This window comes from Vibrio sp. La 4.2.2 (assembly GCF_027586995.1).
GTDB classification, from domain to species: Bacteria; Pseudomonadota; Gammaproteobacteria; order Enterobacterales; family Vibrionaceae; genus Vibrio; species Vibrio mediterranei.
Window position 1 is genome coordinate 277,102 of sequence record NZ_JAPPTJ010000007.1, and the last position, 14,353, is coordinate 291,454.

A 14,353-nucleotide genomic window follows, 5' to 3' on the forward strand; every position below is an offset into this window, starting at 1 on the left:
GTATGTGGAAATCCACTATATCGACAGCGAGTAACAATTCTGACAATACCAACAGGCTTTCATTAATCTTAGCAGGTGAGTTATGGATTCCACCAAACGTCGCTTTCTTAGCGCCATTACAGCTGGCGCTGCACTCATCCCTGTTGCAGGCGTTGGTACAGCTACCGCCAGTACAGTTATAAGGAACAATCAGGAACCCGACCGAAAAGGCCAAACTGGAAAACGATTTGCCATGATTGTCGATCTTCGCAAATGCGTAGGGTGCCAAGCATGCACAGTCGGTTGCAGTATCGAAAATCAAGCTCCAATTGGTCAGTTCCGAACCACGGTAAAACAATATGAAGTCACTTTGGATGACGGTTCAACCGCTACCAAAGAAGTGAAATCCTTTATGCTGCCGCGCCTTTGCAACCATTGCGATAACCCGCCTTGCGTAGCAGTTTGCCCAGTTCAAGCTACTTTTCAACGTGAAGATGGCATCGTTATGGTTGATAACAGTCGTTGTGTTGCCTGTGCTTACTGCGTTCAAGCGTGTCCGTACGACGCGCGTTTTATCAATGAAGACACTTTGACTGCAGATAAATGTACCTTCTGTGCACATAGGCTGGAGCAAGGCTTACTACCTGCCTGTGTCGAGACTTGTGTTGGAGGTGCACGTGTCATTGGTGACCTGAATGATCCCCACAGCGAAGTTCGACGCTTAATGAGCGAGCATAGTGATGATATTAAGGTGTTAAAACCGGAAGAAGGAACCGATCCCCACGTGTTTTATATCGGCATGAATGAACGTTTTACTCAGCACATTGAAGGTCAACCCGCTATTTACGAACCACAAGGAGAGCAAGTATGAACATTACTGAAGTTCTAGTTCAACCTCAGACTATCGCATGGCTCCCGTGGGCGGTACAGTACTTTTTTTACATTGGCTCAGCCTATGCTGCAGCTATTTTGTTTTTGATTGCTCTCACGTTTCAATCTCACACCAGCCATCATTTGCGCGCTGCTTTAGCACTGACCTTGGCCATCGGTGCGATTGTTGGACCACTTGCCTTAACCGGAGATCTGCATCAACCAGGTAGAGCTTGGCACTTTTATGCACACTTCACACCTTGGTCTTGGATGTCTTTAGGTTCGATTTTTCTACCTCTATTTTCGTTATTGGCGATGGCGACAGCTTGGCTTTATCTTCGAAATGACCTAGTGGCGCTGCAACATCAGAACAATAAACTGCTTCGACTCTTTGCTAAGTTATCACTAGGGCAATGGACCACCAGCCGTAAACTAATGATGAGCGCAGCCATTACCACCGTGATTTCTGGTTTGACAATTGCTCTCTATACCGGCGCAGAGATAGCCGTTGTTCAGTCCCGTCCATTATGGAATCAACCTGCCTCGCCACTCATTTGGTTCGTCACAGCTTTCTCAGCAGCAATTGGCTTCACTCTGCTAATTCTGCTCCTTATTCCCTCAAAACCGAAAGCACTGTCATTGGGAGATACCCGTCTAGTGAAACAGACTATGATATTGAGTAGCGTATTAGCCCTCATATTAATCCCTCTTTGGGCATCGAATAATTCCGCGTTTTCACTTTATGCCAACTCGCAGTGGGTTAATAAAATTGCACTGCTTACCGTTCTGCTTGTTGCCAACATACTGTTGTCGCTCTTCTGCCTACGCGACAACAAAACACATTTTTTCTATTTGTTTATCTTGTCCTTTATCTGCCTTGTCAGCGCATGGAGTGTTCGCTGGGTCACCATGATGGAAGTACAAACCATCGCGAAATTTGATGTTGGTCCTTACCCTTATCACCTTCCTGTGGGCAGCAATGGCTTGCTCGGGATTATAGGTATGTTTGGCCTGTGGATTGCTCTTGCTTTACTTTGCTCTGAGCTTGTTCAGTCTAAACAGAACATCAACTCCACTACCCTAAACCAACACTGATTTAAGAGGATTTCACTATGGATAACAAACGTCGTCAGTTTCTGAAATCTGGCCTAGCTGTCGGTGGTCTGGGTGCTTTTTCAGCTGGCTATTCAACTACTACTAAGCATATGGTCGATGGAGTCGTTGAAGGCACTGCAGGACAGAAAACCCGTAATATTCACCATGGAAACTCACTCGAACCTGAATACAAAGTGACACCAACGGGCGACCTAATACCAAACCAGAACCAGCGCGTGGCACCTTCTATGTGTTTTGGATGTTGGACCTTATGTGGTTTACGTGTACGTATCGACAATCGCAATGACGAAATACTGCGTATTGCTGGTAACCCATACCATCCACTCTCTCACCAACAGCATATTCCATTCAATACGCCTGTTAAGGATGCTTATTTAGGCATGGCTGGCGAATCTGGCCTCGAAAGGCGATCTACAGCTTGTGCTCGCGGCAACGGCATGATGGAGATTCGCAATAGTCCCTATCGAATTACCCAACCATTGAAACGTGTGGGCAAGCGAGGTGATGGGAAATGGCAACCCATCAGTTATGAGAAATTGATTCAAGAAGTCGTACACGGCGGAGACTTATTCGGTGAGGGGCATGTCGAAGGTCTCAAAGATATTCGAGATCTTGTAACTCCTGTCGATGCAGATAACCCAGAATATGGACCTAAAGCCAATCAACTTTTGATGACCAACGCTGGTAATGAAGGTAGAGATGACATCTTTAAACGATTTGCCTTCAACAGTTTTGGAACCAGAAACTTCGGCCATCACGGCTCATATTGCGGTTATGCGTTCCGAGCAGGCAGTGGTGCATTTATGAATGACCTAGACAAATTTGCCCATCTTAAACCTGACTTCGACAACGCTGAGTACATCATTTTCATCGGCATGTCTCCCGCTCAAGCTGGTAATCCGTTCAAACGTCAAGCACGCCAACTTGCTAAAGCACGAACAGAAGGCAAGCTTACCTACACCATAGTAACTCCGAGCTTGCCGGCAGGCTCTTCTAGTCTCGCTGCAGCTGATACCAACCATTGGCTACCTATCAAACCAGGGGCAGATTCCGCATTAGTGCTAGGAATGATTCAATGGATCATCAAAAACAGGCGATACAATGAGAATTTCCTAAGCCAACCTGGTGTGAATGCCATGCATAACGCGGGTACCGCACATTGGTGTAACGCTACGCACTTGGTGATTAGTGACGAAAATCATCCGCGCTATGGTACCTTTTTGCGCGCCTCCGATTTAAACCTACCATTCGAAGGTGAAGCGCTATCTGACAACGATCCTTACGTGATTATTGATGCGCGATCTGGGCAATTTGGTTTAAACACACAAACGGGTTCAGCGGAGTTGTTTGTTGACCAAACCGTCGAGCTATCCTCAGGCAAAGTCCGAGTTAAATCGTCTCTGCAGCGATTAAAAGAAGAAGCTTTTAAACATGATTTAAACGTCTATAGCAAACAGTGTGAAGTCCCCGTTAATGAAATCACTGCTTTGGCTAAGAAATTCACAAGCTATGGCACTAAGGCGGTAGTGGATACACACGGTGGCAACATGCACACCAATGGGTTCTATAACGCGTTTACCATAATGATGCTCAATGCGCTCATCGGTAATATCAACATGAAAGGAGGCGCAATGGCGAAAGCCGGCGGCTATCCTACATCTGCTGCTGGCCCGCGTTATGACTTTACGAAGTTCCCTGGCAAAACTGCGCCAAAAGGCGTTTTCTTGTCACGCAGCAAATTTCCATATGAAAAGACCAATGAGTACAAACGTCGTGTTGCAGCTGGAGAATCCCCATACCCTACGCGAGCACCGTGGTATCCGTTTGCAGCGCCTTTACTGACTGAGCACTTATCCGCTGCCATTGATGGTTACCCGTATCGCATTAAGGCATGGATTAACCATATGGCAAACCCTATTTACGGTGTACCAGGACTAAAGACATTATTAGAGGACAAGCTAAGAGACCCGAAGCAACTCGGATTAATTGTCTCTGTCGATGCCTTTATCAACGAAACCACTGCATTATCTGATTACATCGTACCTGATACTGTCACCTACGAAAGTTGGGGGATGGCAACACCCTGGCATGATGTTCCAGTAAAAACTGTAACTGCACGTTGGCCTATCGTCGAAGCTCGAACAGAAAAATCTGCCGACGGTCGCTCTATCTGCTTAGAAAACTTCTTAATCGATGTCGCTAAAGAAATGGAATTGGGAGGTTTCGGTGAAAAAGCAATTCGAGATACCAATGGTCAATGGCATGGGATCCATTCTGCGGACGACTATTATTTGCGTTCAGCCGCTAACCTAGCTTATGTGAAAGGTGGAGTACCTGACGTCAATGCAGAAGACATCGCCTGGTCAGGCTTAGAACGACTACTACCGAGTATGCAAAAGACATTAACACCAGAGGAAGTGAGTCGCGTTGCTTACATTTTCGCTCGAGGAGGACGATTTGAAAATGCTACCGAGGCTTATAAAGGCGAACAGATGAAGTACAAATGGTCTCGTCCGCTTGCTGTTTGGAACGAGCGTGTGGGCAGCTCAAGAAACACAATGACTGGTGAATACTACAGTGGCTGCCCGACATGGCACCCGCAGAAGCTAGCAGATGGAACACCATTAGAAGATCGCTATCCAAAAGACAAATGGCCATTTAGCTTAACAAACTTTAAATCCAATATTCATAGTGCGGTCTCTAACCTTTCACCAAGGTTGAACTCAATTAAAGGTATCAATCCGGTCTACATTCACCCGGATGATGCCAGCAACGCAGGAATTAAAACAGGTGATGAGTTCATCATCGAAACGCCAGGAGCAAGCACCACGGCCCTTGCGATGGTTGTGCCAGGAATCCTTCAAGGCACACTTGGATTCGAGCATGGTTTTGGGCATACCGAATTAGGACAACGAGCTCACTGGATTGGTGACAAGCAGCAACCTATCAAAAGTCGTCAAATGGATGGAGTAAATATCAATGACATCGGCTTAACTGACCCTACCCGAGAGGGTAAAGGCGTCATGCTGGATTGGGTTGTTGGCGCGGCTGCTCGCCAATCATTGCCCGCGAAGATTCGCAAAGCTTAATCTACCTCTACTAATTCTTCAGGGCTTCTTTCAATCTTGTAAGAAGCCTTTTTTGTTATCTTTATTTACGCTCAAATCACCAACAACTCAAACACATTAGAGTCAAAATGACACAAACTAGTTATTGTCTTTTTGATAAAAATAAGAAAAGAAAAACCATAAGTAACTGTAATAAAACAAAAGTACAACATGGCACAGATAATGAAATAGGTGAGATTAGTATTAAAAAAACAATATCCCAGTGAGGTAACTTATGACTGCTCAACATAATAAATTTAACTTCGACCACCTACTCACTTTCTCAAACATCGCATTAGTGGCCACCTTTATTGCCATGATCGTGAGTATTCTGGTGTCTTACCCCTATGCACACCTGTTTACGCTACCTCAACAAATCGCTGCGCACATTAGTACTATCGTCATCGCAGGCTTGCTGAAAGTGAGTTATGTTACGCGCTGTCTCGCTCAGTACAATTTAGGATTAGAAGTTCGCTAAGGAGACGAAAAGTTGGCGTTGAATACTTAGCGCCAACTTATTTACCCAACACACCCGTTAACTTAAACATCCAACAGTCGACGTTGCGACTGATTAAGTCTCATTGAGGTTTCTGCCGTTAACCATTTCTTCTGGTCTTGCTGCTGAACCCCGTCTTTAGCGACATACAACCCATGCAATACACGGCGACGCGTACCTAGCGTATTGACCGTACCTCCGTGCCAGGTGTGGGCATTAAAAATCATAATACTGCCAGCAGGACACTCAAGGTAGACTTCATCTGGATGCGTTGCTTCGGTATCTTCTAAAACATCTTCTGGTAACTCTGGACGTAAATGAGTGCCCGGAATAATCCGAGGGGCGCCATTGCCTCTACAAAGATCATCAAGTGCCCAGATAGAATTCACTAAATGCACTTTGGGGAAATCGGGCCTTGGTTTCTTCCAATCGCCATGCAGCGGTTGCAAGCCACCACCAGGGTGAGCCTCGCGGCCATTCAAGCTCGACAGTTTGAACTCGCCATTAAAGATATGCTCACAGGCATCAAGCACTAATGGATGACACCAGATTTTTTCCCAGACGGTGCCCTTATTAATCAAATTGGCAATTCGAGTCACCGTCTCTTCTTGGTGGTGCTCAATGGCTAAGTTATCTCCCTCTTTCTCTACAAGGTAGTCAAACTTTGCTCTGAGTTCTTGAAGCCACTCCGGGTCAATCACATCATGAATGATGGTGAAGCCATGAGTGTCTAAATCATCATATTGATGCGGTGTTAATCCCTCTAAAGAGTAGAGGCTAGTTATTGTAGATTCGTGACTCATTTTATTATCCTTCTCGGCTGACTTTTCCCCTATCAATCTACTGTTAAAGCCGTAATAATCCTGTAGGCAATATCTACGATAAACTGGATATTTGTAAGATCGTTTACTAAATGTGAAGCAACGCAAATAGACCAATTAAGCTTGTCGCGTATACTGGATTCTTATTTAGTTCCGCCTCCACCACCTAGAAGAATGTTATAAAGCATGTTAGATAGAACCTACCTCATCGAAGCCTTAGAACACTACGCAACGCATACGGAGCAAATCCACTCATTGCTGTTTGCAGGTAACCTACCAAGTCCACCGCCGCTTGCGTATCAAGTTCACTTTCCTCGTATTGAAATGGTGTTAATTGGTGAACTGGAAATGGACGTTGGTAATAGCATAGGAACAGATACGGAGGTCACTCTCAAACAAGGTGATGTTCTCTACTTACCAACCGAAAGTTGGAATAAACCTAATTGGGATAAACCTGTGGTCACCATGTCAGTCCTTGTGGGTAAGCAAAGTTTTGGGATGAGTCTTTTGAGTTGGGATGGTGAAAAGTTCGATTCGGCAATAAAAGAGAACGTCGCAAGGCGCGGACCGAGAACAGGCTCCTTCATTCTTCAAGCCATTGAGGAATTATCATGGCACTCTCAAGATCAGAATACGTTGCACCTTTTGGCTAGCAGCCTCTTTAGTCATATCCATGACCTGATCCATAACCCACCCGAAACGCCGTCTAAGAGTAAGGCGTTGTTCGATGCAGTAAGAGATTACTTGGAGCAGAACTATCATGAGCCATTGACGCGAGAGTCAGTCGCTAAACATTTCTACGTCTCACCTAACTACCTGTCGCAACTTTTTAACAAAGAGGGAAAAGTGAAGTTCAATGAGTATTTAACGCATATTCGCTTAGAGAGGGCAAAGTACTTACTCAAACAGTATGACACCAAAGTGAAAGAGATTGCGCATCGCTGCGGATTCAACGACAGCAACTACTTCTGCCGAGTATTTAAACAGCAGACAGACCGCTCCCCTTCTGAATATCGGGCGCATTACCAAAGCGGAACGATAGAATAAAGCTAAACGCTTATAACAGTCCCTGCTGGGGCTACTTTAGCGCGCTCGATAGCGTTAATCGCCAGCTCTGGACTACGCAAAAAATCTGAAATCGACATCTTGATTAAGCGTGATTGCTCGAACCTCTCAGCCCCTTCAATGTTGATCTCTGAAATGATAAATGCGACGTCCGCGGCATCAATTGCTGCTTGCTCTAAGGAATTCTCAGCGCCTAATGCTCCCTGTGTCTCCACCTGGATTTTATAACCTGCTTTTTTGGCTGCTTTCTCCAGCAACTCCGCTGCCATATAGGTATGCGCAACGCCACTGATACAAGCCGTAACTCCAACTAACTTCATTATTACCCTAAGATCTTCCTATAGCAAAAAGCCTAGTGAGTATAATCTCACTAGGCATCCGTGTCTTTGTCTATCCTAGCTAAACTTGTTTTTAATCATGTTCATAATAGATCAAGAACCGTTTTGCCTTCACCGTAAGCGCCATGCCAATCACTCATAAAGCCAGCGACACCAGAATCGGTTAACGGATGAACAAGCAATTGGTCAAACACATCTGGTGCAATCGTAACGGATTGAACCCCTGCTTTTGCCACTTCATGGACTTGTTGAACGTTTTTAAATGAAGCAGCAAGTACTTTTGCATCTAGATTATAGACATCAATTAGGTGGGCCATTTCAGCCGCAACCAACGTGCCATCACCACAGATGTTGTCCAAGCGGTTCACATAAGGAGCAAGGAATTCAGCACCCGCCATAGCGGCCATCAATGCTTGCTGCGGAGTCAAAATCGCCGTTGCAGTAATTCGAATACCTTCAGCGCTGATCAGCTTCATCGCTTTAATACCTTGCGGTGTCACCGGCACTTTAATAATGATTTCAGGGTCAAGCTTACGCAGTGCCTTTGCTTCTTCCAGCATCACCTCTGCAGTGTCACCTACCACCTGAGCATGAAGCATACGCTCAGAGCCAATTAACTCACGAATATCCAAAATGATATCGCGCAGTGAACGGTTTTCTTTTGCGATGATCGTTGGATTGGTCGTCACACCCGCAATCGGATACAGGTCTACCGCTTTCTTAATCGCATCTAAATTGGCGGTATCTAACATATAAATCATGGTACATCTCCAATAACTTTCACTAGTCACGACGCCCTCTCATTTCGGTTCGTCGTTTACTTTTTTAATAACCAAATTCTTTTAAACACTGAGTAATGGCTTGTTTACTCTCAGTAAAGCGGATGCCCTGTGCCGCGAGCTTACTCGTGTCTAAACGAACATCACGCGTCTTAGGCGCATCGCATTGCACCAATATGTCCGGCAAACGCTGCTCTAATTTGAGTTCCGTCAGAATATGCTCGGCAATGTCATAACGACTCGCGTCATTGTGTGCGCCGGTATGATAGGTGCCATAAGGGATGTCAAAGATCTTAGGAAACTGCTCGATAAGCTCGTGCACATAGGTTAAACCTCGGAACTCATTACCACGTTCGTACATCACTCCCCCTTTGAATAAGGTTTGAATGGCATTCCAAACCACATTGGGATTGATCGTGGTGTTTCTTTCAGGCAACCCAAACAACCACGTGAACCTCAACACCCACATTTCTGGCAGAATGCTCGCTAACTCTCGCTCTGCTTCCAGTTTGTTCTGACCATAAACGGTGTCAGGAACCGGGATTGATTGTTCTGTGTAAGGACCCGCTTCAGAGTTACCATTGAAAACTTGCTCAGTAGATATGAATACTAGCTTCGCGCCAACTTGCTTACATGCTTTGGCGACATTGATTGCACCTTGGACATTCACTTTATGAGCAACTTCAGGATGCTCATTACAAAAATCCGTTACAGCAATAGCAGCAGCGTGAATCACGAAATCAGGCTGAAATTCGGTAAATATCTGGTTAACGGCTCTGTTATCAGTGATATCCAGTTGCGCAACGTCCGTCCCTTTAATCTCAAATTCACCTTGGTAACGATTTATAAATCGAGTACCAAAAAAACCACCCGCTCCTGTAATCAAAATTCGTTTCTTGCTCATGTCTAGCCTCCTATGACGACTTTATATCCATGCGCTTCGACATGGCGCTGAATCGCATCAATTTCTTGTTTTGTCGGTACTGGGATGTCTTTCATGGTGTAGTGCATCCCCAATGTGTCGTATTTATTTGAGCCAAATTGATGAAATGGCAATAAGTGGACCTCTTCAATATCGTAAGGAGCAATAAAGCCAAGTACCCTATCAACATTAATGAGATCGAGGGTGTAGCCTGGTATTAGCGGTAATCTGGGGATGACCTTGCAAGGTTTGGCCATTAACGTCTTAAAGCTTTCGAGTACCTTATCCAGATTAATGCCGATGATCTCCTTAGCTCTGACCTCATCCATCAATTTGAAATCAAACAGAATTTCATCGCAATATTGAGCCATATCGCTCAACTGCTTACTATTTCCATGTCCTGAGGTTTCAATCGCCGTTTTGTATCCCAGTCTTCTTAGCTGCTTTAGAAGTTCGATGCAAAATCTGCCATGCACCAGAATCTCACCACCAGACAAGGTGACGCCACCGCCTGATGTTTGATAGAACACATCATCTTTAGCAATTTCTTTTACCAGCTCTTCAATAGTGACGTCATAACCGACTTGTTCAAACGCACCACTTGGACACTCATCCGCGTCCTGCTCGCAAACATCACAGTGTAAGCACTTGGCTTCCCTGCGAATGTTTACCAAATCAATCGAACGTGACTCTGGGTTAGCACACCAAGGACATTTCAAAGGACAGCCTTTAAAAAAGACCACGGTACGAATACCTTCACCATCATTTAACGAGTATCGCTGGATGTTAAATACTCGCGCTTTGAGCTGGGGCGCACTAAACTCCCCAGATTCTGAACAACCTGTTTCGCTCGTTTGGCAATTACAGCTCATGAGCGGTTCTTCGGATAATGTCATCTTGAATTTCTTTCGATAGTTCCACGAAGAAAGCGCTATAGCCGGCTACTCTCACCACCAATCCTGCGTAATCTTCGGGCTTTTCTTGCGCCTTACGTAACGTGTCTGCATTCAATACATTGAACTGAATGTGTTGCAGCTTGAGCTTCATAAATGCTCGTAAGAAATCCCCTAATTTGGTAATGCCCTGCTCTCCCTCTAGGGTTGATGGCGTGAACTTCACATTGAGCAAGCTACCATTCGACAGTAAGTAGTTATCCAGCTTACTGACCGATTTCAGTACCGCAGTCGGGCCTTGCTGATCTTTGCCCAACATAGGAGATAGGCCACCATCAGCCAATTGCTCACCAGCCAATCTTCCATCTGGTGTCGCACCAACCACAGCACCAAGAGGAACATGAGCAGATACCGTGTATGACCCCGGAGTAAAATAGCCACCACGAGGGTTTTGGTAGGTTTCGACTTCTTTACAGAACAGTCTTAACAAGTCAGCACCCAACACATCCACTTCATCGATATCGTTGCCATATTTTTCGTAGCGGTTCATCAGACGAGCACGAACTCGTTCGCCCTCTTTACCTTCGAAATTAGATTCAAGAACCGCGATAAACTCCGCAAAGTTCATGCGATTTTCTTCAAATACAAAACGCTTTAACGCCATTAACGAATCAGAAAGGTTGGCAATCCCAATCCCTTGCACACCAGAGAAATTATAACGACCACCACCATAGGTAATGTCCTTCCCATTCTCGATACAGTCGCTAATGAACGAGGACAATAGTGGAACAGGAGCCCAGTCACGATGCCCCACATCACAGATGTTTGACCCTTCAACCATTAGCTGCACATACTGGCAAATGTCGGTGCGAATCTCAGCGAGTAATGTTTCAAAACTGACGTCTTGATTGCCCTTATTGCGCTTAAGTACCAATTCCATGACCTTAAGCAGGTTAAACATCGCTATGTCATGCAGCCCATAGGTTTTCCCCGGAATCGACAGCTCCACACAGCCCACGACAGAATAATCACGCGCATCTTCCAAAGAGACACCACGATTCAAAAACGCCGGCACCACCACTTCATCATTGAATATTTGCGGAATACCTGTGCCTAAACGAATGGTTTCTGCGGTTTTATTGAGAAACGCACGGTCAATGAATTCGTTTACTCGAACACCAAGGTTTGGCTGCGGTAGTTGCACGCTTTGGTACGCATCAAGACAGAGTGTTGACAACGTATTGACTGCGCTACGCCCATTTTCAGTCAGACCGCCGAGCAAGATGGTATAACCGGTTGGAAAGCCAGCAAAAAACTTAGCACTGCTGGATGAACGCAGTAGGACGATGTCGTTTGTTTTGACCCACAAACTCTCAAGCAGCTCTTGCAAAAACGCAGGAGATTCACCGTTGGCGATAGAGTCCTGATAAAACGGCATCATATATTGATCAAAACGCCCAAGAGATAGTGAACTCGCATTTGACTCATACTGAAGAATGATATTCATATACCAGAACAGCTGACACGCTTCATAAAAACCTTGCGGTTTTTGTGTGGCGACTTTGCCAGAGATACATGCAATACGAATTAACTCTGCCGCCCTAACGGGGCACTCGCACTCAGCGGCCATCTGTTTGGCTAACGCTTCGTAACGACGAATATGTCTAGTTGAGGCTTGCAGTAGAATCAGTACCGATTGATAAAACTCGTTGTCACTATTAACGGTTGCTAGCGTAGACATGTCATCGGTCAATGCACCTAATCCGTTTTCAAGTAAGCGATCAAAGTCGATAATGATGTGGCCTTGACCTTTATCGGTTTGGTTAACACTGAATACTTTCTCGGACACCGCTTGTTTGACGGTTTCAGGAATTTGAGCATTGATAAAGTCTTTCATAGAACGCTCGGACCAGTAACTCAGCAGCGTCTCTTTATAGACCACTTTATCTTCTTCAGAGATATAGAATTTATCCTGTGGGCGTGACTCAAAGATATCTAACTCTTTATCAATCCAATAAGGATCCATTTCTGGTGAGACAATACCAGCACGCGGCTTGATGGTGCGGTTTCCGGCAATCAGTTCATCATCACGAATCGATATCGCAACATTATCCAAAACGTGTGCTGTTGCCTTTGCTCGGCGGATAAGAGTATGTTCCCCTTCCGTCTGCTGATGGCTCTCGGTATACAGTAGCGCACGTTCTAGAGAGATTTCACGTTGAGCTTCAAACAGGGCGGACTTTAATCGAGTAATTCTTTCGGTGCTCACAATAGGCTCCATTATTATTGTCTATTGCCACTGATGGGCATTTTCTTGATTCATAACAGAGTCACTTTCGATAACGCTTGAAGAAAGTAACTGTGGTATGAAGGCTCCCTCGTGTTAAGGGAGCCTGACTGGTTATGCTGTCGCTTTCTCTAAGTGAGCTTCAATCTTACTCATCACAGCATCTGCACGCTTGACGGCATCACTCACGCCGATACGAACAATTGTTTTACCCTTGAATCGATCCTCATTCTTGATACCGATATCCTTAGTTAGAATCACGATGTCAGCTTGAGCGACCTCTTCTGCTGTCAGCTCATTTTCAATACCAATTGAGCCCTGAGTTTCAACTTTGCAATTCCAACCTTTTGCTTTTGCTGCTGCCTCTACGGCTTCCGCCGCCATGTAGGTATGCGCTACGCCAGATGGGCACGCTGTAACTGCTACGATATTAGTCATAATTCTCACCTTTATTTTAATGTTCTGTTTTTATTGGATAATATTTAATTCAAAGACTTAGAGTTAACCGATTGATATGTCTAGGTCTAAATCATCAGATTCTTCTTTCTGCGGCTGTTCTACTTTACGACGAGCTTTAAGAAAGTTAACCAGTAGTGCGGTCACTAAAGAGCCAACACCAAGTGCAATTAGGAAACCGAATCGACCGTCTACAACTGGTAGTACAATCAAACCACCCCATGCCGCGAAACACTCAACACCAAGAATCGCTGCAGTCGCCGCACCTACTGCGGTGCCAATCATGATGGAAGGAAGTACACGAAGTGGATCGGCTGCCGCGAATGGAATAGCACCTTCAGTAATACCCATTGTTCCCATTAGAATGGACGCGCGGCCAGCTTCCTGTTCGTCAGCTGCGTAAAGCTTCTTGTTCAAGAATGTCGCTAGACCCATGCCTACAGACGGTGTTGCTACCGCAACTGCACTAATACCTGCGACGTTGTAAATGCCTTCACCGACACAAAGGATGACGAATGCATACGCAACTTTGTTAACTGGACCACCCATATCAAAGGCAATCATTAGGCCCATGATAATAGCGAGTACAACGATACTTGAGTCCTGCATACCTTTTAGGAAACCAGTAAGCGCTTCTGTTGCCGCGCCAATTGGCTCACCAATGCCCCAAACGATGGCACCAGCGGTAATAAATGTACCTATAATTGGAATCACGAAGATTGGCATAATTGAACGAGCAAACGCTGGCACTTTTATCTTCTTCAGATAGAAAACAACAATGCCGCCTAATAGACCCGCGAAGATCGCACCGAAGAAACCAGTGTTGTACATGTTTGCGCCAATGAACGCTGCAATAGCAGAAGGCGCGAGCGCTGAGCGGTCAGCAATCGAATAACCGATGTAAGCAGCTAGAATGGGAACCATAAGTTGGAAGCCGGCTACACCAATAAAGAATAGATCGTGCAGCCACGTTCCTTCTTCAGGCACAGCACCTTCCCCATATAACATGACGGAAGCCGCCAGTAGGATCCCCCCCGCAACCACGAAAGGAATCATGTGAGATACACCTGTCATTAGATGTTGTCTCGTATTTTTAAGAATTGAGATTAAGTCATTCATTGACCTCTCCTTTGAGTACATAAGTATTAAAATTTTTATTAAAGGAAGTACTTCTTTTGTATTTATTGGCTCACGTTTCTGATTAAGCTTCAGAGAAACTCCATC

At 45.3% G+C, this 14,353-nt stretch carries 13 protein-coding genes; 5 read left to right on the plus strand and 8 right to left on the minus strand.

Annotated features, from left to right (window positions below; translation table 11 throughout):
• The first annotated feature begins 82 nt into the window (after positions 1-82).
• The 4 genes from dsrO to OH456_RS17945 all read left to right on the plus strand — a co-directional run bounded on the left by dsrO (position 83) and on the right by OH456_RS17945 (position 5,550).
• Positions 83-850, plus strand: coding sequence for a sulfate reduction electron transfer complex DsrMKJOP subunit DsrO (gene dsrO / locus OH456_RS17930; RefSeq protein WP_088877523.1), 768 nt, complete (start codon positions 83-85; stop codon positions 848-850).
• Positions 847-1,944 (plus strand): NrfD/PsrC family molybdoenzyme membrane anchor subunit, encoded by a 1,098-nt coding sequence (nrfD, locus tag OH456_RS17935; RefSeq protein ID WP_270033994.1) that lies wholly within the window; start codon positions 847-849, stop codon positions 1,942-1,944. The genes dsrO and nrfD overlap by 4 nt, the downstream gene beginning before the upstream one ends.
• A 17-nt stretch (positions 1,945-1,961) precedes the next feature.
• Positions 1,962-5,054, plus strand: coding sequence for a tetrathionate reductase subunit A (locus tag OH456_RS17940; protein ID WP_270033995.1), 3,093 nt, complete (start codon positions 1,962-1,964; stop codon positions 5,052-5,054).
• Between the two features lie 253 nt (positions 5,055-5,307).
• Entirely contained in the window at positions 5,308-5,550 is a 243-nt protein-coding gene (locus OH456_RS17945; RefSeq protein ID WP_038231183.1) for a hypothetical protein, read from the plus strand.
• A gap of 62 nt (positions 5,551-5,612) precedes the next feature.
• On the opposite strand, the gene OH456_RS17950 is transcribed toward OH456_RS17945, so the two are convergent.
• Positions 5,613-6,371 carry a phytanoyl-CoA dioxygenase family protein gene (locus tag OH456_RS17950; RefSeq protein ID WP_270033996.1) on the minus strand — a complete coding sequence of 253 codons (759 nt, stop codon included), beginning with the start codon at positions 6,369-6,371 and terminating at the stop codon, positions 5,613-5,615.
• A gap of 204 nt (positions 6,372-6,575) precedes the next feature.
• Between OH456_RS17950 and OH456_RS17955 the strand changes: the two genes are divergently transcribed.
• Positions 6,576-7,436: a helix-turn-helix transcriptional regulator gene (locus tag OH456_RS17955; RefSeq protein WP_270033997.1), complete on the plus strand. Its 861-nt coding sequence runs from the start codon at positions 6,576-6,578 to the stop codon at positions 7,434-7,436.
• Between the two features lie 2 nt (positions 7,437-7,438).
• Here the strand turns inward: OH456_RS17955 and OH456_RS17960 are convergent, their stop codons facing one another.
• From OH456_RS17960 to OH456_RS17990, 7 genes are all read right to left on the minus strand, one after another.
• A complete protein-coding gene (locus OH456_RS17960; RefSeq protein WP_006071772.1) occupies positions 7,439-7,774 on the minus strand; it encodes a PTS fructose transporter subunit IIB in 336 nt (111 codons plus the stop codon).
• Between the two features lie 101 nt (positions 7,775-7,875).
• Positions 7,876-8,553, minus strand: a complete 678-nt coding sequence (locus OH456_RS17965) for a fructose-6-phosphate aldolase (protein WP_006071774.1) — start codon at positions 8,551-8,553, stop codon at positions 7,876-7,878.
• A gap of 64 nt (positions 8,554-8,617) precedes the next feature.
• A complete protein-coding gene (locus tag OH456_RS17970) occupies positions 8,618-9,475 on the minus strand; it encodes an SDR family oxidoreductase (protein ID WP_252038101.1) in 858 nt (285 codons plus the stop codon).
• A 2-nt stretch (positions 9,476-9,477) separates the two neighbouring features.
• Positions 9,478-10,365 carry a [formate-C-acetyltransferase]-activating enzyme gene (locus OH456_RS17975; RefSeq protein WP_270033998.1) on the minus strand — a complete coding sequence of 296 codons (888 nt, stop codon included), beginning with the start codon at positions 10,363-10,365 and terminating at the stop codon, positions 9,478-9,480.
• On the minus strand, positions 10,355-12,655 hold the full coding sequence (locus OH456_RS17980) for a formate C-acetyltransferase (protein ID WP_252038103.1): 2,301 nt from the start codon (positions 12,653-12,655) through the stop codon (positions 10,355-10,357). The genes OH456_RS17975 and OH456_RS17980 overlap by 11 nt, the downstream gene beginning before the upstream one ends.
• 132 nt (positions 12,656-12,787) lie before the next feature.
• Entirely contained in the window at positions 12,788-13,111 is a 324-nt protein-coding gene (locus OH456_RS17985) for a PTS fructose-like transporter subunit IIB (RefSeq protein WP_006071781.1), read from the minus strand.
• Between the two features lie 63 nt (positions 13,112-13,174).
• Positions 13,175-14,248 (minus strand): PTS fructose transporter subunit EIIC, encoded by a 1,074-nt coding sequence (locus tag OH456_RS17990; protein WP_038231172.1) that lies wholly within the window; start codon positions 14,246-14,248, stop codon positions 13,175-13,177.
• Between the last annotated feature and the right edge of the window lie 105 nt (positions 14,249-14,353).

What these genes read in the sequence shown, in the direction of transcription:
- OH456_RS17965 (WP_006071774.1), bottom strand. Translation starts at nt 8,553, where the DNA reads ATGATTTATATGTTAGATACCGCCAATTTAGATGCGATTAAGAAAGCG.
- OH456_RS17960 (WP_006071772.1), bottom strand. Translation starts at nt 7,774, where the DNA reads ATGAAGTTAGTTGGAGTTACGGCTTGTATCAGTGGCGTTGCGCATACC.
- OH456_RS17955 (WP_270033997.1), top strand. Translation starts at nt 6,576, where the DNA reads ATGTTAGATAGAACCTACCTCATCGAAGCCTTAGAACACTACGCAACG.
- OH456_RS17985 (WP_006071781.1), bottom strand. Translation starts at nt 13,111, where the DNA reads ATGACTAATATCGTAGCAGTTACAGCGTGCCCATCTGGCGTAGCGCAT.
- OH456_RS17990 (WP_038231172.1), bottom strand. Translation starts at nt 14,248, where the DNA reads ATGAATGACTTAATCTCAATTCTTAAAAATACGAGACAACATCTAATG.
- OH456_RS17950 (WP_270033996.1), bottom strand. Translation starts at nt 6,371, where the DNA reads ATGAGTCACGAATCTACAATAACTAGCCTCTACTCTTTAGAGGGATTA.
- nrfD (WP_270033994.1), top strand. Translation starts at nt 847, where the DNA reads ATGAACATTACTGAAGTTCTAGTTCAACCTCAGACTATCGCATGGCTC.
- dsrO (WP_088877523.1), top strand. Translation starts at nt 83, where the DNA reads ATGGATTCCACCAAACGTCGCTTTCTTAGCGCCATTACAGCTGGCGCT.
- OH456_RS17970 (WP_252038101.1), bottom strand. Translation starts at nt 9,475, where the DNA reads ATGAGCAAGAAACGAATTTTGATTACAGGAGCGGGTGGTTTTTTTGGT.
- OH456_RS17945 (WP_038231183.1), top strand. Translation starts at nt 5,308, where the DNA reads ATGACTGCTCAACATAATAAATTTAACTTCGACCACCTACTCACTTTC.
- OH456_RS17940 (WP_270033995.1), top strand. Translation starts at nt 1,962, where the DNA reads ATGGATAACAAACGTCGTCAGTTTCTGAAATCTGGCCTAGCTGTCGGT.
- OH456_RS17975 (WP_270033998.1), bottom strand. Translation starts at nt 10,365, where the DNA reads ATGAGCTGTAATTGCCAAACGAGCGAAACAGGTTGTTCAGAATCTGGG.